Source organism: Aeromonas sp. R5-3 (assembly GCF_040908225.1).
Taxonomy (GTDB): Bacteria; Pseudomonadota; Gammaproteobacteria; order Enterobacterales; family Aeromonadaceae; genus Aeromonas; species Aeromonas dhakensis.
Window position 1 is genome coordinate 1 of sequence record NZ_JBFODH010000014.1, and the last position, 20,078, is coordinate 20,078.

Below are 20,078 nucleotides of genomic sequence, written 5' to 3' on the forward strand. Positions count from 1 at the left end.
GCGGGGTGGAGCAGCTCGGTAGCTCGTCGGGCTCATAACCCGAAGGTCGTCGGTTCAAATCCGGCCCCCGCAACCAACTATTTGTGTCCATGGCAAGGCAGCGCCCTGCGGTGGAGACGAAGACAGCAAGGGGCATCTGCTCTGCCTCTTGTGGTGGCAGTACAATTCGGACGCGGGGTGGAGCAGCTCGGTAGCTCGTCGGGCTCATAACCCGAAGGTCGTCGGTTCAAATCCGGCCCCCGCAACCAACTTCCCTTCTTTATTACCTTGTTCCTCTAGCTTGTTATCCAGCCGCCTTCGCGGTCTTTCTGCTTTGTCTCCTTTTCACGCTTGATATTGATTTTCAAGTGCAATCTGGCTGTGACCCCGCTTTGTTGGGTATCATCTCTGGTATCTCTTCATGGATGAGGGCCTTGCCCGATGATGCAACCATTTACCTATCTGCCGCCGCAGATCGACATTCACGACGCCAGCCTTGCTGCCGTCCTCACCAATGGCCTGGCCGCCAACTTGCTGATCTGCGCCGAAGAGCGGCGCGAGAGCCTGCTGGCCCTGCCCGAGCTTGCCGCCGTCAGCGCCCAGATCGCGCTGGGGCAGAAAGCCCCCTACAGCCTGGTGCTGCACAATACCCTGCAACTGCTGGTCTTCCTGCCGGCCCGTCCCGCGCGCGATCATGCCCTCTACAAGCAGGTGCGCAGCTGGGTTGCGCCGCTGGCCGGGCTCAAGATTGAGCGACTGGGGCTGCATCTGGAGGGGTTTGACGAGGCCGATACCACTCTCCTGGCCGAACTGGCGCTGGCCACCCTGCTGGCGGCCAACGTGCCGCTGCCAAGCCACAAGCATCGCAGCGAAGATCCCTGGCGCTACCAGCAGATCGCGGTCTCTCCCAATTGCGTGCTGGATCTGGCGCGGATCTATGCCGAGGCCGAGGGCAACGGTATCGCCCGCCATCTGGCGGTGTCGCCCGCTTCCGATCTGACCGCCCGCAGCTACCGCGAATGGGTACGTCAGCTGGCCCAGAGCGAGGGGTGGCAGTGGCATGAGTACGATCAGGCCCAGCTGGCCGAGCAGGGGGCCGGTGCCTTCATCGCGGTGGCACGCGGCTCGGAAGACAACCAGGCCGCCATGGTCAAGCTGAGCTACTGCCCACCCAATGCGGTGCGGCGAGTGGCCCTGGTGGGCAAGGGGATCTGTCACGACTCGGGCGGCTACAACCTCAAGGTCTCCGGCAGCATGTACGGCATGCATCTGGACATGGGGGGCAGTGCGGTGGCGCTGGGCACGCTTCACGCCATCAGCCGGGCCAGGCTGCCCTACGAGGTGCACTGCTGGCTCGCCATCGCCGAGAACCACATAGGCCCACTCGCCTACCGGCCGGGGGAGGTGGTGACCGCCCTCAATGGCACCACTATCGAGGTGGTGGATACCGATGCCGAGGGACGCATGGTGCTGGCCGACACCCTCAGCATGGCGGTGCAGGACAACCCGGATCTGCTGATCGACTACGCCACCCTGACCGGGGCCTGCAAGCGGGCGCTCGGCAGCCGCTACAGTGGCGCTTTTACCAACCGGCCCCAGTGGCTGAGCGAGCTGATCAGCCTGGGTCAGCGCAGCGGTGAGCGAGTCTGGCCCTTCCCGCTGGATGAGGATTACGACGACAACCTCGATAGCGAGTGGGCCGATCTGTTACAGTGTGCGCCCGGCGCCTCGCCGGATCACATCGATGCGGCCCGCTTCCTCAGCCGCTTCGTGCCTGCCCAGACCCCCTGGCTGCACCTCGACTTGAGTGGTTTTCGCAACAAGGGCGGCAATGGCGTAGTCAGCAGCGAGGTGACTGGTTTCGGGGTCAGATTGACGCTGGAACTGCTGGCCGGCCCGCTGGGGCGGCGCAATGAACTTGATCAACCAGAACAGTAAGGGATCCCGTGAAAGAACCAAGTTATGACTGGGTGTTGTTCGATCTGGATGAAACCCTGGTCGATTTCCCGGTCGCTCAGGCGCTGGAGCAGACACTGCACATTTACGGCGTGACGCCGACTCCGCCCAAGATGGCGGAGTACCACGCCCTCAACCACCGGCTCTGGCAGCAGTACAACTCCGGCGAGATCGATGCCATCCACCTGCAACAGACCCGTTTCTCCCTCTTTGCCGAGCAGGTGGACGTGGCGCCGATGGCGATGAATGACACCTTCCTGCAGCAGATCATCGCCTTGAGCGTGCCGCTGGAGGGGGTGGAGGAGACTCTGCAGGCGCTGAAGAGCAAGGTGAAGATGGGGATCATCACCAACGGTTTCAGCCTGCCCCAGCGCGGGCGCCTCGACAAGCTGGGCTGGCAGGCCTGGTTCGAACCGCTGGTGATCTCGGACGAGGTGCAGGTGACCAAGCCGGCGTCGGCCATCTTCCAGCACGCGCTGGCACTGATGGGACAGCCGAGTCCGGCGCGGGTGCTGATGGTGGGGGACAACCCCAAGACCGATATCGCCGGTGCCGCGGCCCAGGGGCTGGCGACCTGCTGGTACAACCCGGCCCGTCAGGATGGTCCGAGCGAGGCGACCCACGAGATCCACCACTTCGCCCACCTCTCGGCCATCGTGCTGGGCGAATAGGAACTCGATTCACCTCTGCTGCGCAGGGGAAGTGAAAAAAAACAAGGCAGCCCACGGGCTGCCTTGTTTGTATCCGGCTCTTGCTAGCGGGCGAGGCGGGCCAGCAACCAGGACTCCAGCAGGGCCACGCCGGGGGCCAGCACAGCTTCGTCGAAGTCGAACTCCGGGTGATGATGGGGCGCCGCCAGATTGGCCCCCAGGATCAGGTAGGCCGCTTGGCCACCGTTACGTTGCACCCGCTCGATAAGAAAGCCCGCATCCTCGCTGGCACCGAAGCGACGGGTGTGGATGGTCTCCAGCTTGAGCGCCTGGGCGAGCGGGATGATCTCCTCGAGCAGGGTCGGGCTGTTGTCGATGCCGATGGCCTCGCCCTGTTTGCGAATGAGGTAGGTGGCGCCCTGCATCATGGCCGCCCCTTCCACCATCTGTTGCACCTGGCTGAACATATAGTCGTTGAGGGCCGGTGTGGCGCCCCGGGTCTCTCCCTGCAGCAGGGCATGGCCCGGGATCACGTTGCGGCCACTGCCCGCATGGAGCTGGCCCACGTTGATGCGGGTCATGCCGTCGCGGTGGCGGGCGATGCCGAGCATGGCGGTAGTGGCCATGCAGGCCGCCGCCAGCGCATTGCTGCCGGCGTTGGGCTCGAGCCCCGCGTGGGCGGCGCGCCCCATGAACTCCACGTCGAACTTGGTGGAGCAGAGAAACTCGGTGGGATTGACCACCAGCTCGCCGCTGTTGGCATGAATGCCGATGTGCAGCGCCAGCAGGGCATCCACGTCATCGAGCTGGCCACCGGCGGCCAGCGCCTTGCCGCCGCGACACCCCTCTTCGGCGGGCTGGAAGAACAGTTTGATACGGCCGTTCAGTCGATCGGCGAGGGCGGCGATCCGCTCGGCCAGCACCAGCCCGATGGCGGTATGGCCGTCATGGGCGCAGGCGTGCATCCAGCCGGGGTTGCGTGAGTGCCACCCCTCCTGGCTGGGGGGATGCAGTTCATCCTGGCTCTCCTCGACCTCCACCGCATCGATGTCGAAGCGAAAGGCCAGGGTCGGGCCCGGTCGGCCGCTGTCCCACAGTCCCATCACCCCCGTTATCTCTTCGATCCGGCCCAGCCAGTCTGGATGGGCGCCCTGGCGCAGGGCTCGCTCCTTCTGGGCCTGCACGTCTATGTTGCGTCCCATGATGAGATTGCTGGCCAGCAGCTTGTCACCCAGCATGATGGAGAAACCGAGTTCATTGAGGTGGTGAGCGATGAGGGAGCTGGTACGAAATTCACACCAGGCCGCTTCGGGCAGACGATGAAGATCACGACGCCAATGGCTTAGCGCATCCTGTGTCATGGTAATTCCTGCATGGCGAATCCAGCGGATATTGTGACGGGCAGGGGGGCAAGAGTAAATCCCGCAGACACAAATGCAACAGGGGGAGCCACTGGCTCCCCCTGTTTACGCTGCCGTGGCACGACAGCTCTGTTTATATACACCGACTGGTGCTAACCACCTTGTCTGCACTCATTTTCGATGAAACGACCAAAAATGACTGAATGCGGTGAATTAACCAGCGCACTGGTGCCTGTCGTTGCCCATGCGGATCACGAAGTGGGCAACCAACCGGCTCAAAGCTGTGACAGCGACGGCAGAGAGACGGCAACCAGAGTGAAAAACACGGTGAAAACGGCAGTAACCACAAACTCTTTCATATTATTGTCTCCCTTGGCTGACTGATGATGGAACCAAGATACCACAATTGCGCAGTAAAACAATAGTAAAATGTATTTATATGGCCGTAGTTGTTGCGTGGCGCTCGAAAGCGTCATTTTTATAAATCTAAGGCTGTTTTATCAGCTTCAAGATGGGTGTTGGGCATCCACTAGGATTTAATGGTGTTTTTATTCAATTAAATCAATTCGTTACCTTTATTCTTGTTGTGTTTCACACAGGGTCTTATATGAGGCTTTTTTGGTTTTTTAAAATTTTGTCGGCAAAAGCAGACAGTTTTGCTGGCGATGGAGTGAGTCTGGCATGGTTTGGACTGCTGTCAGCCCCATTTTCCCTACCCCCAGCATTTCTTGTCGTGCTCCGGGGATTTTTCCCTGTCGTGACGCCACCTTCTGGCGGCGGCACGCTCGCAAATTTGCAGAAACCCTGTGATTGATGACAGTCGTGCAACCATTGAACCGATCCTGTTCGACTCTTTTCACGGCATGTTGGCGGCTGCTGATGGCAGGTACATGACCACTTGATGACAAGGAGGGTGAGCTGACTGCACAGGTCGCGATGGCTCTGTGCAGTGTTTCGCTGCGAGCCAATGGCAGGTTGGGAGGTTTGCTGGCTGCATCGCCCTGACCGTGCTGCCCGAAGAGGCAAGGGGAAGGCAGGGAGCCATGGGCGGGGATAACGGCAGACATGCCAGAGGGTGGAATGGGAGCGGGTTTGCCGGCAGGTAGCCCGCGCCAATAAAAAACCCTCCAGCGGAGGGTTTTTTGTCACAACAGCCTGAACAAGCGGGGCTTAGAACAGGGTGGTGGAGAGATCGTAGAGCTCCTGGTTGAACGGACGCTTCAGGTTCTCGATGCAGTCGATGATGTCGTGGTGCACCATCTCGTTGCCCTGAATACCGACGCAGCGACCACCCTGACCGGCCAGCAGCTGTTCGACGGCGAAGGCACCCATGCGGCTGGACATGATGCGATCGCGGGCGGTCGGGGAGCCACCGCGCTGGATGTGGCCCAGGATGGTGGCGCGGGTTTCGCGACCTGTCATGGCCTCGATGTCCTTGGCCAGGGCATTCACGTCGGTGACATGCTCACAGATGGTGATGATGGCGTGGCGCTTGCCTTTGGCTTCCCCTTCCTTGATCTGTTGCAGCAGCTTCTCTTTGTCGAAGGCCACTTCCGGCACGATCACGTACTCAGCACCGCCGGCGACGGCGGCAGACATGGCCAGGTCGCCGCAGTGGCGGCCCATGATCTCGACCACGGAGATGCGGTGGTGGGAGCTGCAGGTGTCGCGCAGACGGTCGATGGCATCCACCACCACGTTGAGGGCGGTGTCAAAGCCGATGGTGAAGTCGGTACCGGCGATGTCGTTGTCGATGGTGCCCGGCAGGCCGATGCAGGGGAAACCCTCTTCGGTCAGCTTCTTGGCACCCATGTAGGAGCCGTCACCGCCGATCACCACCAGGGCGTCGATGCCGTGCTTTTTCAGGTTCTCGATCGCTTCGGCGCGCACTTTCGGATCTTTGAAGGCCGGGAAACGGGCGGAGCCGAGGAAGGTACCGCCACGGTTGACCACGTCGGAGACACTGTGGCGCTCCAGCTTGACGATACGGTCCTGGTGCAGACCGAGGTAGCCATCATAGATGCCGTAGACTTCCAGGCCATGATGCAGGCCGGCGCGCACCACGGCGCGAATGGCTGCGTTCATACCCGGTGCGTCGCCACCACTGGTCAAAACACCAATACGTTTGATTTGTTTGGTCATGAGTGCCTCTGGATCTGAGTTGTCGAATACGAAAGGGTTAAATGAGACAAGCCACTTTTACTATATCGGCTTTCATATGGGATGCGCTGGCTGCCATAGGAAAAGCGATACGCAGGAGGGGGCAAGCGCCCCCTCCAAGGCAGCCGATTACTTGGCCGCGCCAGCGATGATCTGGGAGAAGTCGTCCACTTTCAGGGACGCACCGCCCACCAGGCCGCCGTCGATGTCCGGCTGACCGAACAGGTCGGCAGCGGTAGCACCGGTCACGGAGCCGCCGTACAGGATCTGTACCTTGGCAGCCACGGTTGCATCAAACCCGGCCAGGTACTGGCGGATGTGAGCGTGCACGGCCTGCGCGATTTCCGGGGTAGCGGTCTTGCCGGTGCCGATGGCCCATACCGGCTCGTAAGCCACGACGGCGTTCTCGAAGGAGGCGATACCGCAACGGTCGATCACGGCTTTGAGCTGGGTTTCGACCACGGAGTTGGTGGTGCCGGCTTCGAACTGGGCCAGAGTCTCACCGATGCACAGCACGGGGATCAGGCCGCCTTTCTGGATGGCTTCGTACTTGGCAGCAACCACCTCGTCGGTCTCTGCGTGCAGGGTACGACGCTCGCTGTGGCCGACCAGGGAGTAGGTACAACCGAAGGCTTTGAGCATGGACGGAGCGTTCTCGCCGGTGAAGGCGCCAGACTCGTGAACGTCGGCGTTCTGGGCACCGTAGGCAATCTTGCTGCCGGCGGTCAGCTGCTCAACCAGACCCAAAAAGATAACCGGCGGGCAGACGGCGACTTGTACAGAAGGATGAGCGGCAGCCGCCGGGGTCAGTCCTTTGATCAGTGCTTCGACGGAAGCCTTGGTGCCGTTCAGTTTCCAGTTACCCATTACCAGGTGCTGTCTCATCTTCTATATCTCCTAGGCATTTGATTGCGCGACATTATATGAATTGAACCGAGCCCAAGATAGCTGACCCGGCGGCAAATGACGTAATTTTTTTTCGCTTTCCTGATCCAAATCAGGAATGAAAGGCTTGATCGCTCAATCGGTGACCTGACCCCGCAGACGGGCCCACCATACCCCAATCCATTCGTGAATGGCAGCCTCGGAATACATCAGATAGCGCCCCTTGGGCAGGTAGCTGTAGAGGGGTTGCACCACCTGGCTCTGCTTGGCGGTGTAGTCGGTGGGGGCCGGCACGGCATTGAGTCCCTGACCCTGATAGAGCGCCATGGCCCGCGGCAGGTGGGTGGCCGAGCTCACCAGCGCCACCCGCTTGCCCTTGAGATGCTGGCTGATGCTGACCGCCTCGTCGTGGGTGTCTTTGTTGTTTTCAAACAACGTCATCCGTGAGCGGGGGATGCCGAGGCTTGCCGCCATGCGGGCGTTGACCTCGGCGTTCGAGAGGGGATCCCCCGACACATAGCCCGAGAAGATGAGCTCCGCTTGTGGATAGGCCTGGGCCAGCCGTACCCCCTCCAGGGTGCGGGCCAGGGCGATGTTGTTCTGCCAGCTGCGCTCAGGGACGGCCGGGTCGCTCACATGGCCGTTGCCGAGCACCACGATGGCCTGGATGTCCGGATGCTGACTCACCTCGAAGGGGGGGAAGGTCTGCTCCAGCGGGCGGGCCAGCTGGTAGCTCACCGGCCGCATCCCCATCAGGGCGACGATGAGCAGGGCCAGGGTCGCCAGCAGCTTGCCGGTTTTCTGAAAACGGGTGAACCAGAGCAGCAGCAGCGCCAGCAACAGCAGGGTGACGGAGAAGGGGAGCGGCATCAGCAGCTGACCCAGCCACTTTTTAAGCACAAACACGGCAGAGAGTTCCTTGAGTTTTCAGCAAATTCGGGATGTGACAGAATACCTCTCTTTTTTGGGATGGCCACAACCCTGTGGCGCAATAGTTGAGTTTCTCCTTGAAGCACGATCAGAGTTTCGACGGGCGGGCCGACAAGTTCGCCCGCAACATTTATGACTCCACCAAGGGGCGCATCCGCACCACAGTGGTGTGGAGCGACATCGAAGCCTGCCTGGCCCGCCTTGGCAACCGGCCCCTGCGCATCCTGGATGCGGGCGGCGGGTTTGGCTACTTTGCCCAGAAGCTGGCGGCCATGGGCCATCAGGTGGAGCTGTGCGATCTCTCCGCCGAGATGCTGGCGCTGGCCCGCAGCCAGATCGCCGAGAAGGGGCTGGAAGACAGAATTCGTCTCATCCATTGCCCCATTCAGGATCTTAAAGCACACGTGACCGGCACCTTCGATCTGGTGCTCTGTCACGCGGTGCTGGAGTGGCTCGCCGAGCCGCGCCAGACCTTGCTCGGTCTGTTCCCTTTCGTCAATGCCGGGGGCATACTGTCGCTGCTTTTCTACAACCGCCACGGCCTGCTGTTCCAGAGCCTGGTGGTGGGCAATTTCGATTATGTGCGCCTGGGTCTTCGCAAGAAACGGCAGACGGCGCTGACCCCCACCAATCCCCAGCTGCCGGAGCAGGTGTATGACTGGATTGGCCGGGGCGGGCTCAAGATAATCGGCAAGACCGGGGTGCGGGTGATCCACGATTACATGCGCCACAAGCAGGATCAGCTGGAGAAGTTCGACGATCTGCTGGCCATGGAGCAGCAATATTGTCGGCAGGAGCCGTTTATCTCCCTGGGGCGCTATATCCACGTGATGGCGCAGAAACCCGCCGGCTGAGGCCCCTTTTTCGATGCTACCGGATGTAGCCGCGCGCAAGGCTTTGCGCCCAATACAACAACGAGATGACAACGTCATGATGAGTACATCCCGTACCCTGCCAGAGATGGTGGGATGGGTCAGGCAGGAGGGGCTGGCGTTGAGCCTGCCCACCGACCGGCTGGCCTTTCTGATTGCAATCAAGACCCTGTCCGAAGATGAGTCGGACCTGTCGGAGGCGGCGCTGCACGATGCCTTTGGCTACGTCAGCAGTGCTTTTGGCCAGATGGACGAGACCCTCACCGGCCGCGCCAACAATGCCATCAACGATCTCATTCGCCAGCAGTTGCTGTCGCGCTTCAACACCGACATGGTGGCGGGAGAGAGCCTCTACCGCCTGTCGCGCCTTGGCATGAGCGTCGTCGATTTCTTCCTGGATCAGCGCCAGGTCGACTCCATCAAGCTTTCCATTTTGCTCGAACACCTGGCCGCTGAGCTCGATACCGCCCGCAAGGCGGCGCTCGAGACCAACACCCGCGAGCAGTGGGATGCGGAGGTGCTGCCGCGCCTCACCTTCTCCTTGGAAGAGACCCTGGGGCGCATCGATCTCACCCAGCGCGCCATGGATGAGCAGCAGAATCAGGTCAAAAACGAGATCGCTGCACTGTTGACCCAGAACTGGGTCGATGCCATTCATAGCTGCGAGAAGCTGCTGCACGAGACCGGCCAGACCCTGCGCGAGTTGCAGGATACCCTGGACGCCGCCGGCCACCGCCTGCAGGCGGGGCTGCTCAACATTCAGGAAGCTGCCCAGGGGCGCGAGGATCTGTTCCACGTCGAGGAGCTGACTCACGCCTTGCAAGGACGGCTCGATGTGATCACCAGCTGGGGCCAGCAGTGTATCGAGCTGTGGGCCCGCTATGACAGACACGTCCATAAGTTCATTCGCAACGCCATCGACATGGACAAGAACCGCGCCTTCAGCCAGCGGCTGCGGGAATCCATCCGCAATTTCGATCAGCACAACTGGCAGCTGCGGGTAGCCGAAGAGCCCCGTCTGCTGGAGCTGCGCGACGAGACCATCGCCATCCACGACGAGGAGGTGACCGGCGAGGTGCCCCTCGAGATGGAGTACATGGAGATGGTGGACATCAACCAGGAGCTGGCCGAGCGTATCGAGCGCTACCTGGCCCGCTATCCCGAGCAGGGTCAGCAGCTGGATTTGGCCGACGTGCTGCGGGAATACCTGCTGGACTACCCGGCCCACGCCCACTTCGACGTGGCGCGTCTTCTGATTGACCAGGCCGTGCGCCTGGGCCATGCCAGCGGCGAGCGCGAACTGCATCGCCAACCTGCATGGAAACCCATTAACCAAGCTGGATCCAAGGTTCAGGCCTATGTCATTGATCAATACTGAGTTTCCCTTGCCGCTGCGGCTCGCAGAGGCCATTGCCAACCCCTTGTTTCCGCGCATCGATACCGCCTTGCGCTCCGGTCGTCACATCAGTGCCGACGAGTTCGAACAGCACTCGGCACTGGTGGAGTATCACCAGGAGCTGGAGATCTTCTACGGCCGCTATCAGGTCGAACTCATCAAGGCGCCGGAAGGCTTTTTCTACCTACGTCCGCGCCCCAGTGCCGACATCGGCACCACAGTGCTCTCCGAGCTCGATATGCTGGTGGGCAAGGTGCTTTGCTACCTCTATTTGAGCCCTGATCGCCTCGCCTCGGAAGGGGTGTTTGCCATGGGCGAGCTGCAGGAGGAGGTGCTGAGCCTGGCCGACGAGAAGCAGCTGCTGCGCATGGTCAACAGCCGCTCCGGCGGCACCGATCTCGACAAGAAGAAGCTGCTCGAAAAAATTCGCACCTCCATGCGCCGGCTGCGTCGCCTTGGTATGATCACCGCCCTTGGCAACGGGGACAAATTCCGGGTCAACGAATCCGTGTTCCGCTTCGCCGCCGATGTGCGTTCCGATGAGGATCCCCGCGCCGTCCAACTGCGGATGATCCAGGAAGGGGAGGCCATCTTCCACGACGACGAAATGCCGAGCAGCGACTCGCTGTTTGACGATATCGAGGCGGACCTCGATGAAGAACAACTGGATCTGGAGGTATAAAAGGTGCGAGGCAAGTTCAAATCCCTGACCATGGTCAACTGGAACGGCTTCTTCGCCCGGACCTTCGATCTCGACCAGCTGGTCACTACCCTCTCCGGCGGCAACGGCGCGGGCAAGTCCACCACCATGGCGGCCTTTATCGCGGCCCTCATTCCCGATCAGTCTCTGCTCCATTTTCGCAACACCACGGAGGCTGGATCGAGCAGCGCCTCCCGTGACAAGGGGCTCTACGGCAAGCTGCAGCGCGGTCACTGCTACTCAGTGCTGGAAGTGATGAACAGCCGCGAGCAGCGGATCTGGGTCGGCGTGCATCTGGAGCAGGTGGCCAACCGTGACAACAAGGTCAACATCACCCCGTTTGCGCTGGTGGATGTGCCGGACAATCTGGTGCCCACCGATCTGCTGCTGGAAAAACTCGAGGATGGCAAGGGGCGGGTGCGCGCGTTTGCCGATCTGAAAGGGGCGGCGGCGGAGCTCGGCGCCATCAAGGTCGCCAAGTTCAATACGGTGACCGACTATCACAACTTCATGTTCGAGTTCGGCATCACCCCGAAGAAGCTGCGTGATCAGAAGGATCGCGGCAAGTTCTACCGTCTGATCGAGGCCTCCCTCTATGGCGGTATCTCTTCGTCCATCAGCCGATCCTTGCGTGAATACCTGCTGCCGGAGAACTCCGGCGTACGCAAGGCGTTCCAGGACATGGAGGCGGCCATCTACGAGAACCGCCGCACCCTTGAGGCTATTAAAGAGACTCAGGGTCAGCGGGATCTGTTCAAGAACCTCATTACCGAGACCACTCACTATGTGGCGGCGGATTATGTGCGCAATGCCGCCGAGAAGAACCGCCTCTCCGAGCTGGCTCTCAAGGCCCGCCAAGAGCTGGCAGGTAAACGCCGCCTGCTGGCCGAAGAGAAGCAGCGCGCCATCTATCTGGCCGACGAGGTGGAGCAGCTCACCAACCGCGAGAAACTGCTGACCGACGAGCTGGAGTCCGCTGCCGAGCACCTGGCCAAGGTGCTGGCCGCCGTGGCACTGCAAAAGAAGATCGAGATGTACCGCGCCGATCTGGCGGATCTCTCTGACAAACTCGAACAGCAACAAGCGGTGGTGGAAGAGATCCACAGCCAGTTGCTGGAGGTGGAAGAGCGCAAGGAGCTGGCCCAGGCAGAGGTAGACAGCCTCAAGACCCAGCTGGCCGACTATCAGCAGGCGCTGGATATCCAGCAGACTCGCGCCATCCAGTACCGTCAGGCGGTGCAGGCGCTGGAAAACGCCCGCGAGCAGTGCGAGCTGCCTGGGCTGACCGCCGAACAGGCGAGCGACACCCTGCACCAGTTCCGCAGCTCCGAGCAGAGCCTCACCAGCCGGGTGCTGGGGGCCGAGCAGCAGCTGGCGCTGGCCAAGGCGGCGGTGGCCGAGCACGAAGCCGCGCTGGCGCTGCTTTTGAACATCACCCCCGAGACCGCCCGCGAGGCCGCCTGGCCCACCGCACAGGCGCTGCTCAAGCGTCACATCGAAGACAAGGCCCGCATCGCCCAGGGGCAGGGGCTGCGCGCCGCGCTGGCTCGCCTCGAGAAAGAGAGCGAAAGCCAGCAGGCGCTGCTGCGCTTGCGTGACGAGCTGCAGCAGGCCTCCGGTCAGCTGATCGCCAGCCAGGACGAGCTGGAGTTGTTTCTTGAGGCCCAGCGTACCCGTCAGGAGGAGCTGGCCGAGCAGCAGGCCGAGGTCAATCAGCGCCGTGCCAGCCTCGAGCATCAGGGCGCCCAGCTTGGCCGCGATATCGCGGAGCTGACCAAGCTGGCCCCGCGCTGGCTGAAATCCTTCGAAAAGCTCGAGCAGCTGCGCGAGCAGAGTTGCTTAGCCTTGGCCACCGCCGAAGAACTTTCTTCCGGCATGCAGAGCGTGCTCGACAAGGAGCGCGAGTTCGAGCAGGAGAGCAACCGCATCGCGGGGCAGAAACAGGCGCTGGAGCTGCAAATTCGCAACCTGCAGCTGGGGGCTGGCGAGGCGGATCCGCGCTTGGCTCGCATTGCCGAGCAGGTGGGGGGCGTGCTGCTCTCCGATGTCTACGACGACATCTCCATCGACGATGCCCCTTACTACTCCGCCCTCTACGGCCCGGCTCGCAGCGCCCTGGTGGTGCTCGATCTCGAAGGCGCCATCGAGCGGCTGAAAAAGCTGGAAGATTGCCCGGAAGATATCTACCTCATCCAGGGCAACCCCGACTCCTTTGACGAGGACCTGGTGGAAGCCGACGAGCTGGGTGACGCCGTGCTGGTGCGCACCAGCAAGCGTCAGGTGCGCTTCTCCCGCTACCCCGAGCTGCCGCTGTTTGGCCGCGCCGCCCGGGAAAAGCGGATCGAGCAGCTCGACCTTGAGCGCGAAGAGCTGATCGAGGGTTACGCCAAGGCCGCCTTCGAGCAGCAGAAGTACCACCGTCTCTACGGTCACTTCCGCGACTTTATCGGCCAGCATCTGGATATTGCCTTCCGCCCCGACCCGGAAGCGGAAGTGCAGGCCAAACAGGCCGAGCAGCGCAAGCTGCAAGAGACCATCGCCGAGTGCAACAAGCAGCTGACCGAGGCCAAAGCGGCCGCCGCCCAGCTGACCCGCCATATCCAGCTGGTGCAGGGGATGCTGCCCTTTGCCCACCTGTTTGCCGAGACAGAGCTGGCTGCCCGCCTCGAGGCGGCTCACGCCGATGTGGAAGCGTTGAAACAGGCCGAAGCCTTTATCGCCAAGCACGGCAAGTCGCTCGAGCAGCTGGAAACCATGGTGCAGGTGCTGCGTCAGGATCCGCAGGATCTCTCTGCCCTACAGGCGGCGTTTGATGAAGCCAACGAATTGCTGGCTGAGCAGAAGCGCCGTTGCTACGCCCTCGATCAGCTGGTGGCCCGCCTGCCGCACTTTGCCTATCAGGATGCGCAAGACCTGCTGGGCAAGGCCTCCGAGATGAGCGAGCGGCTCAAAGAGAAGCTGAAAGCGGCCGAGCTTGCCGCCCGCACCGCCGGTGAGCAGCACAAGCAGATAGCCCAGCGCCACACCGAGGCGTTGCAACTGCGTACCGCGCTCAACTCCAGCGTCGAGGCCAAGCGCCAGACCCTGACCGAGTTCGAGCAGGAGCTGGCGGCCATGGGGCTGACCCTCTCTGACGACATGGAAGAGAAGGCGCGCGCCCACAAGAAAGAGATCGAAGAGCTGCTGATCCGCACCCGTTCCCGTCGCACCAGCGCCGAGGCCCAGCTGCAGGTGACCAAGCGCGAGATCGAATCTCTCGGCGGTCGTCTCAAGCTGGAAGGCAAGGATTACTATGGCGCCCGCAAATCTCTGGTGGGTCACAAGGCGAGCTGGTCGCGGGTGGTGCGGCTGGCACGGGAGACCGACGTCGAGAAGCGCCTCAACAAGCGCGAGCTGGCGTACCTTGACAGCGACGAGCTGCGCTCCATGTCGGACAAGGCCCTCGGCGCCCTGCGGGTGGCGGTGGCCCACGACGAGGCCCTGCGCGATGCGCTGCGACTGTCGGAGGGCAACCGCAGCACCGAGCAGAAGGTGGCCTTCTACGTGCAGGTCTACCGTTACCTCAAAGATCGCATCCGCAACGACATCATCCGCTCCGATGATCCGGTGGAGGCGATCGAGGAGATGGAGATCGAGCTGGCCCGTCTGGCCGACGAGCTCAAGCAGCGGGAAACCCATCTGTCGCTCTCCTCCCACGAGGTGGCGGCCAAGATCACCAACATCATCCGCCGCGAGCAGAACCGTATCCGGGTGCTCAACCAGGGCTTGCAGAACATTGCCTTCGGTCTGGTGCGCGGGGTGCGCCTCAACGTCAATATCCGCGAGGCCCACACTCGTCTGCTGACGGCGCTGGCCGATCAGACCGCCATGCACAACGATCTGTTCGCCGACAAGGAGCTCAGCTTCTCCGAGGCGATGGCCAAGCTGTTCCAGCGCCTCAACCCGCAAGTGGAGCAGGGGGATCGCAGCTATCAGGTGATGGGCGACGTGCTGCTCGACTATCGCAACTATCTGGAGCTCGAAATCGAGGTGCAGCGCGGCGCCGATGGCTGGCTGCGGGCCGAGAGCGGCGCGCTCTCCACCGGCGAGGCGATCGGTACCGGTCAGGCCATCCTCTTGATGGTGCTGATCAGCTGGGAGGAGGAGTCCCGCCGTCTGCGCGGCAAGGACATCGCCCCCTGCCGCCTGTTGTTCCTCGACGAAGCGGCGCGGCTTGATGGTAAATCCATCGCCACCCTGTTCGAACTGTGCGAGCGGCAGGACATGCAGCTGCTTATCGCGGCGCCCGAGAACATCAGCCCCGAGAAGGGCACCACCTACAAGCTCATCCGCAAGGTGCAGGGCAAGCACGAGCACGTGCATGTGGTGGGTCTGCGTGGCTTCGGCTTCGCCGACGACAAGCTCATCGCCTGACAGAGGCTGACGGACGAGGTATGAAAACGGGAGGCTTGGCCTCCCGTTTTGTTTGGAAACTGTGGCAAAGTAGCGGCGCGGCCCTGGCAGGCCGGCATCACGCCGGTTTGCTCACGCCCGCTACCGCTTCATTGGCATCGACAACCCCGCAGGGGAGCAAGGACAAGGCACATGGTTGAAAAGGGGCAATTTTTGCGAAAGGGGCTGCTGCTGTCGCTCACCGTGCTGCTGGCCGCCTGCAGCAGTCGCTATGACGAGAGCCATGGCGGTAGCTGGCGCGGCTATAGCGAGACGGGGCTTGCCTCCTACTACGCCGATCGCTACCACAACAAGCGCACCGCCAGCGGCGAGCCTTACCAGCGCCACGCCAACACTGCCGCCCACATGGAGCTGCCCTTCGGCGCCATGGTGCGGGTCACCAACCTCGCCAACGGCAAGAGCGTGGTGGTCAGGGTCAACGACAGGGGCAATTTCCCGCGCGGGCGCATCATCGATCTCTCCAAGGCGGCGTTCAGCGCCATCGGCAATCCCCGCGCCGGGCTTATCAAGGTCAGGATTGAGGTGCTCTAGTCGCTGATTCCTTCAGTGGCTTGAACAGAGTGTCCATCCTGCCCGGCTATATCCCGCCAGGCCGCCCCTCTTACACTGCTGCTTGACGCGAAGGGCGTGCCAGGTTCTGGGCCCCTTTGCTTACCCTTGAGAAGATGGAGCAGACCAAGATGAGTGAAGAGAAACGGGTGTCTATCGCCGTGCTGAAGGCCCGCACCGGCATGAGAGAGCAACTGCGCCGCGAGCTGCTCAAGCTTATTGCGCCGACGCGGCGCGAGCCGGGCAACCTGGATTACGTGCTGTTTGAACTTCAGGACGAGCCGGGCACCTTCTACATGCGCGAGGCGTTCGTCAATCAGGCCGCGCTGGACAGCCACTGCCAGACGGACTATTTCCAGGCCTTTGCCGCACAGGCCGAGGTGCTGCTGGCAGAGCCGCTGCGGCTGATTTTTATGGAGGAGGTGAGCCCCCCTTAAACCCATCGGGCCCAAGGTCGGCCCGATTTCTTCCCATGCCCGGTGCCGCACCAGACGCTATCCCCCGTCATCTTCCCCCTTGATTTGCTTTCCTCCATCCTCCGACGAGGGACGTCTCATCACACTTATGCCACCTGTTTGTACCTGCAACCTTTTCATCTCCAGATTGTTTAGTAAGATACCCAAATGAAAATCAATATTGGGGCCAAACCCCGCAGCATCGTCACCATCGCGGGGGCTGTGATGTGGGTATTGGCCGTCATGGCGCCGAACAGATCAGAGGGATGAAATGGAGATAACACTGGCAGGGATCCCGCCAAGTGAGTGTGAACAGCGCTTTGCGGCCGTCAAAGAGGGGATCTTTCCCTATGTCGAGGCAGTGTTTGGCTGGGATGACGAGATGCAGCGCGCTCGGTTGACCAGCGAATATCAGCCGCACTGGTTCTCGTGGATCCTGGCAGGGGGCGAGCGAGTCGGCCTGCTCTGCTGCAAGCCATACGAGGATGCGCTGCACGTCCATCTGCTGATCATCTTCCCTCGCCATCAGGGCCGGCAGCTTGGTTCGGCCGTCATGGCGCGGCTGCATCGCGAAGCGGCATCTGAGGGGAGACACCGGGTGACCCTGTCGAGTTTTACCGCCAATCAGGGGGCGATGCGGTTTTATCGGCGCCTCGGTTATCAGGTGGTGGCGGAGGAGCCGGCGTTCATCTCCTTGTCCCGACCGGTGACGAGGGAAGAGTCATGGGTTGCCTATGGTTGAGGGAGCGTATTGATGGCAAGGCTGGATATTTTAACGGTTCCCGACCCCAGGTTGAGAGTCAAGGTCGAGCGGGTTGAGGATATTGCGGCCGTGCAAGGCCTGATCGATGACATGCTGGAGACCCTCTATGCCACCGACAATGGTATTGGTCTGGCCGCCACGCAAGTGGGGCGCAAGGAGGCCATCGTCATCATCGACCTGTCGGAAAAACGGGATCAGCCGCTGGTATTGATCAATCCGCAAGTGATAAGCGGCACTGACCCGGCGCTTGGCCAAGAGGGGTGTCTGTCCGTTCCCGATTATTACGCCGACGTCGAACGTTACAGCACAGTGGTGGTGTCGGCGCTGGATCGTCATGGCGCCCCGATCACGGTAAAGAGCAGCGATTTCCTGGCCATCGTGATGCAGCATGAGGTCGATCACCTGCAGGGAAATCTGTTTATCGATTATCTCTCGCCGCTCAAGCGCACTATGGCGTTGAAGAAGGTGAAAAAACAGCGGCGGCTGTGATGAGGATTGGCATGGCCCATGTGATGTCGACAATCTATGTCACGGTGTCCTGTTTCACGTACGCAATCAAGGCTGAGGCTGGTGATGACACTGCAATACAAGCATTTTGACGATGTGCTGGCTCCGGATTTTCTACCGCTGCTCAACGACACGACACTCAGAAAACATCTGATTGACCATCCCCGCTTCGATCTGCAAGGGGTTAAACGCTGGATGGACGACAAAATGCGGATCAACCAGCAGCCTGGATGCCGTGTTCGAGCCGTGATAATCCAGGGGCTGTTGGCAGGGTGGTGCGGGATACAGCCGGATGAGGATGGCGTAGAGCTGGCTATCGTCATCGCTCAGGCCCACTGGGGGGCTGGCATCGCCATATTCAAGGAGATGATGTGCTGGGCGCGGGAAATGGGGCATACCGAGGTTCGTTTTCATCTGCTGGATAGTCGTCCCGCTTATGCGGCGCTGGCCAGCAAGGCAAGCCGGGTAGAGAAGACGCACCTCTCAGGGCGGGTGTTCACCACCTATTTTCTGTCGGTTGAGAGCTGGTTTGCAGCTTGCTGACACCAGTTCTACTTGGCCTGTTTGACAATGTGCTGAAAAACGTGTTTTGACATATCGACATGGCTTTAACTCCTGTCGTTTGGCCACAGCAAGGTGACCAGAATGGCGATGAATCTCGAATTCAAAAAAATAAACCTGGCCCATGACTATGAGTTTTGTGTGGCAGCGCGCCGGGACGCCTATGTGTGCAGCTTCCATCGCGACGACGGATTTGACGCGTTTCTGGCGGGCTATCGGGAGCGGATGACGACGAGGCTGACCAGCCGGGAGTGGCATTATCTGCATGTATGGCGCTGTGGCGAAATAGTAGGGCAGCTGGAATTTCGAACCTCTTCATCCGAGCCGGATAGCGGTTATGTTCACCTGATCTATTTGACGCCGCAGGCGCGCGGACAGGGCCTGGCCGCATTGCTGCTCCAGCACGTTGCCCACACAATGCAGCAGGCCGGTTGCCGGCGGGCAGTGCTGTCGGTCAGCCGCCTCAACCTGCGTGCGCTGCGTTTCTATCGACGCTGCGGGTGGCGATATCTTGGGCCAAACCCCAAGCATGCCGAGACAGATTTTTATGAATACCGGTTGCCGGACCCGGCTTGAAACTGGGCAAGCGACCTGAGCCGAAGACGGTGGGAGTGCATCCGCACTCTGAAGGACGATATGACAGGGCAGGCTGCAAGCCACTGAAGGAGATGAAATGAACAAGGTGCAGTGGGTTGTTGGTGGGAAAGGCAAAGCGCCGGGAAAGATGGCGCTTCGCTGGGGGAGCCTGGTGCTGGTGTCGCTGCTGGGCTGGCTGCTGGCTATGATGCCGGCCCACGCCGAGGAGCCGCTGCTCGCCGCCGAGTATCAGCCCTTGGTACAAAAGGTGATCGATGCCGCCAAGGCGCGTGATCAGCAGGCGCTGGCCCGCCAGATCAAGTACCCCTTCAAGCGGGAGTATCCCATCCCGGTCATCAATAATTCGTCCGAGATGATGGCCCGTTTCGACGAGGTGTTTGATGAGGCCATTTTAAAGCGCATCGCCAGCTCCCGGGCCGGGCAGGATTGGCAGGCCATGGGCTGGCGCGGCATCATGCTCGGCAGTGGCGAGGTGTGGCTGGATTTCGATGGCAAGGTGATCGGTATCAATCATCAGACGGCGCAGGCAGCAAAACGCAAAGCTGAGCTTGTCGCCAAACAGAAAAGTGATCTTTATCCCGGCTTGCGGGAGTACAAGCGCCCCGAGCTGATGTGGCAGACCGAGAAATTTACCATTCGCATCGACGAGTTGGGGGATGGCCGCTATCGCTACGCCTCCTGGGCCAAGGGCAAGGCGCTCAGCGACAAGCCGGACCTGGTGCTGAAAAATGGTACCGTCAGGATGGAGGGCTCTGGAGGCAACCACACCTATCTATTCACCAACGGCCCTTACCGCTACGAGTGCGCCGTGACCGTTTTGGGTGAGCAGGGCATGCCGCCGGGCGAGTTGGTGGTCTATCAGAACGAGATCGCCATCATGCACCAGCCGGTGATCAAGGTGCTCTGAGACTCCGAGCGTTCAACGCGCAGCCCGGCCCTGTGCGGTGGCCATCTGCAACGGGCTGGCATTAGCCCTGCGGCACTCGAACCCCCTTGTCGAGGTAGAGGCTGCTGTAGTGAGCACGATGGGTGACGAACATCACCTGATGGCGGCTGCCATCGGAGAGGATGATGAAGTCACCAGCCTGGGCGGGGCTGTGCAGGTTGATCTCATGTTCGGGGGCGGTCAGCTTGTCGACCTCCTCCTTGAAGGTGAGGGTGTAAGAATACATAGGGTGCTCCACTGCAGAACCTTATACAGACACGCCTCAAAGGTAGTTGCTGCCACCCGGCTCTGCGGCGCCCAAGCGACACCCGTGTACCATTTAATTTACCGGCCACGGCGGGCTCGCTATCTTATGGAAA

18 protein-coding genes and 1 tRNA gene are annotated in these 20,078 nt (G+C 61.2%); 14 read left to right on the forward strand and 5 right to left on the reverse strand.

The window, feature by feature from the left end; translation table 11 throughout:
- Positions 1 to 171 precede the first annotated feature (171 nt).
- The 3 genes from AB5Y95_RS06210 to yjjG all read left to right on the forward strand — a co-directional run bounded on the left by AB5Y95_RS06210 (position 172) and on the right by yjjG (position 2,606).
- Positions 172 to 248 (forward strand) — tRNA-Met (locus AB5Y95_RS06210).
- A gap of 172 nt (positions 249 to 420) precedes the next feature.
- Entirely contained in the window at positions 421 to 1,917 is a 1,497-nt protein-coding gene (locus AB5Y95_RS06215; protein WP_095592830.1) for a leucyl aminopeptidase family protein, read from the forward strand.
- A gap of 8 nt (positions 1,918 to 1,925) precedes the next feature.
- A complete protein-coding gene (gene yjjG / locus AB5Y95_RS06220) occupies positions 1,926 to 2,606 on the forward strand; it encodes a pyrimidine 5'-nucleotidase (protein WP_368160074.1) in 681 nt (226 codons plus the stop codon).
- An 83-nt stretch (positions 2,607 to 2,689) separates the two neighbouring features.
- Here yjjG and AB5Y95_RS06225 read toward each other — a convergent pair whose 3' ends face one another.
- The 4 genes from AB5Y95_RS06225 to elyC all read right to left on the reverse strand — a co-directional run bounded on the left by AB5Y95_RS06225 (position 2,690) and on the right by elyC (position 7,897).
- Positions 2,690 to 3,946 carry a M20 family metallo-hydrolase gene (locus tag AB5Y95_RS06225; RefSeq protein WP_208199205.1) on the reverse strand — a complete coding sequence of 419 codons (1,257 nt, stop codon included), beginning with the start codon at positions 3,944 to 3,946 and terminating at the stop codon, positions 2,690 to 2,692.
- A 1,170-nt stretch (positions 3,947 to 5,116) separates the two neighbouring features.
- Positions 5,117 to 6,088, reverse strand: a complete 972-nt coding sequence (pfkA, locus tag AB5Y95_RS06230) for a 6-phosphofructokinase (protein ID WP_005300508.1) — start codon at positions 6,086 to 6,088, stop codon at positions 5,117 to 5,119.
- A gap of 147 nt (positions 6,089 to 6,235) precedes the next feature.
- Entirely contained in the window at positions 6,236 to 6,991 is a 756-nt protein-coding gene (gene tpiA, locus AB5Y95_RS06235; protein ID WP_065017677.1) for a triose-phosphate isomerase, read from the reverse strand.
- Positions 6,992 to 7,126: 135 nt separating this feature from the next.
- On the reverse strand, positions 7,127 to 7,897 hold the full coding sequence (gene elyC / locus AB5Y95_RS06240) for an envelope biogenesis factor ElyC (RefSeq protein ID WP_123246080.1): 771 nt from the start codon (positions 7,895 to 7,897) through the stop codon (positions 7,127 to 7,129).
- A 101-nt stretch (positions 7,898 to 7,998) separates the two neighbouring features.
- Between elyC and cmoM the strand changes: the two genes are divergently transcribed.
- From cmoM to AB5Y95_RS06295, 11 genes are all read left to right on the forward strand, one after another.
- A complete protein-coding gene (gene cmoM / locus AB5Y95_RS06245) occupies positions 7,999 to 8,775 on the forward strand; it encodes a tRNA uridine 5-oxyacetic acid(34) methyltransferase CmoM (protein WP_010634083.1) in 777 nt (258 codons plus the stop codon).
- Positions 8,776 to 8,851: 76 nt separating this feature from the next.
- On the forward strand, positions 8,852 to 10,171 hold the full coding sequence (gene mukF, locus AB5Y95_RS06250) for a chromosome partition protein MukF (protein ID WP_368160078.1): 1,320 nt from the start codon (positions 8,852 to 8,854) through the stop codon (positions 10,169 to 10,171).
- Complete coding sequence (gene mukE / locus AB5Y95_RS06255; RefSeq protein WP_026457138.1) at positions 10,152 to 10,871, forward strand: chromosome partition protein MukE; 720 nt, start codon at positions 10,152 to 10,154, stop codon at positions 10,869 to 10,871. The genes mukF and mukE overlap by 20 nt, the downstream gene beginning before the upstream one ends.
- Before the next feature lie 3 nt (positions 10,872 to 10,874).
- Positions 10,875 to 15,302: a chromosome partition protein MukB gene (mukB, locus tag AB5Y95_RS06260; protein WP_368160081.1), complete on the forward strand. Its 4,428-nt coding sequence runs from the start codon at positions 10,875 to 10,877 to the stop codon at positions 15,300 to 15,302.
- A 171-nt stretch (positions 15,303 to 15,473) separates the two neighbouring features.
- Positions 15,474 to 15,872 carry a septal ring lytic transglycosylase RlpA family protein gene (locus AB5Y95_RS06265; protein WP_017782929.1) on the forward strand — a complete coding sequence of 133 codons (399 nt, stop codon included), beginning with the start codon at positions 15,474 to 15,476 and terminating at the stop codon, positions 15,870 to 15,872.
- Between the two features lie 134 nt (positions 15,873 to 16,006).
- On the forward strand, positions 16,007 to 16,327 hold the full coding sequence (locus tag AB5Y95_RS06270; protein ID WP_029305914.1) for a putative quinol monooxygenase: 321 nt from the start codon (positions 16,007 to 16,009) through the stop codon (positions 16,325 to 16,327).
- A 289-nt stretch (positions 16,328 to 16,616) separates the two neighbouring features.
- Positions 16,617 to 17,087 carry a GNAT family N-acetyltransferase gene (locus AB5Y95_RS06275; protein WP_368160085.1) on the forward strand — a complete coding sequence of 157 codons (471 nt, stop codon included), beginning with the start codon at positions 16,617 to 16,619 and terminating at the stop codon, positions 17,085 to 17,087.
- 12 nt (positions 17,088 to 17,099) lie between these two features.
- Entirely contained in the window at positions 17,100 to 17,597 is a 498-nt protein-coding gene (gene def, locus AB5Y95_RS06280) for a peptide deformylase (protein ID WP_368160087.1), read from the forward strand.
- An 84-nt stretch (positions 17,598 to 17,681) separates the two neighbouring features.
- Positions 17,682 to 18,158 carry a GNAT family N-acetyltransferase gene (locus AB5Y95_RS06285; protein WP_368160143.1) on the forward strand — a complete coding sequence of 159 codons (477 nt, stop codon included), beginning with the start codon at positions 17,682 to 17,684 and terminating at the stop codon, positions 18,156 to 18,158.
- A 108-nt stretch (positions 18,159 to 18,266) separates the two neighbouring features.
- A complete protein-coding gene (locus tag AB5Y95_RS06290) occupies positions 18,267 to 18,752 on the forward strand; it encodes an N-acetyltransferase family protein (RefSeq protein ID WP_368160145.1) in 486 nt (161 codons plus the stop codon).
- A 97-nt stretch (positions 18,753 to 18,849) separates the two neighbouring features.
- Positions 18,850 to 19,680, forward strand: a complete 831-nt coding sequence (locus AB5Y95_RS06295; protein WP_368160089.1) for a hypothetical protein — start codon at positions 18,850 to 18,852, stop codon at positions 19,678 to 19,680.
- Between the two features lie 61 nt (positions 19,681 to 19,741).
- Here the strand turns inward: AB5Y95_RS06295 and AB5Y95_RS06300 are convergent, their stop codons facing one another.
- Positions 19,742 to 19,945 (reverse strand): hypothetical protein, encoded by a 204-nt coding sequence (locus AB5Y95_RS06300; protein ID WP_368160092.1) that lies wholly within the window; start codon positions 19,943 to 19,945, stop codon positions 19,742 to 19,744.
- Positions 19,946 to 20,078 lie beyond the last annotated feature (133 nt).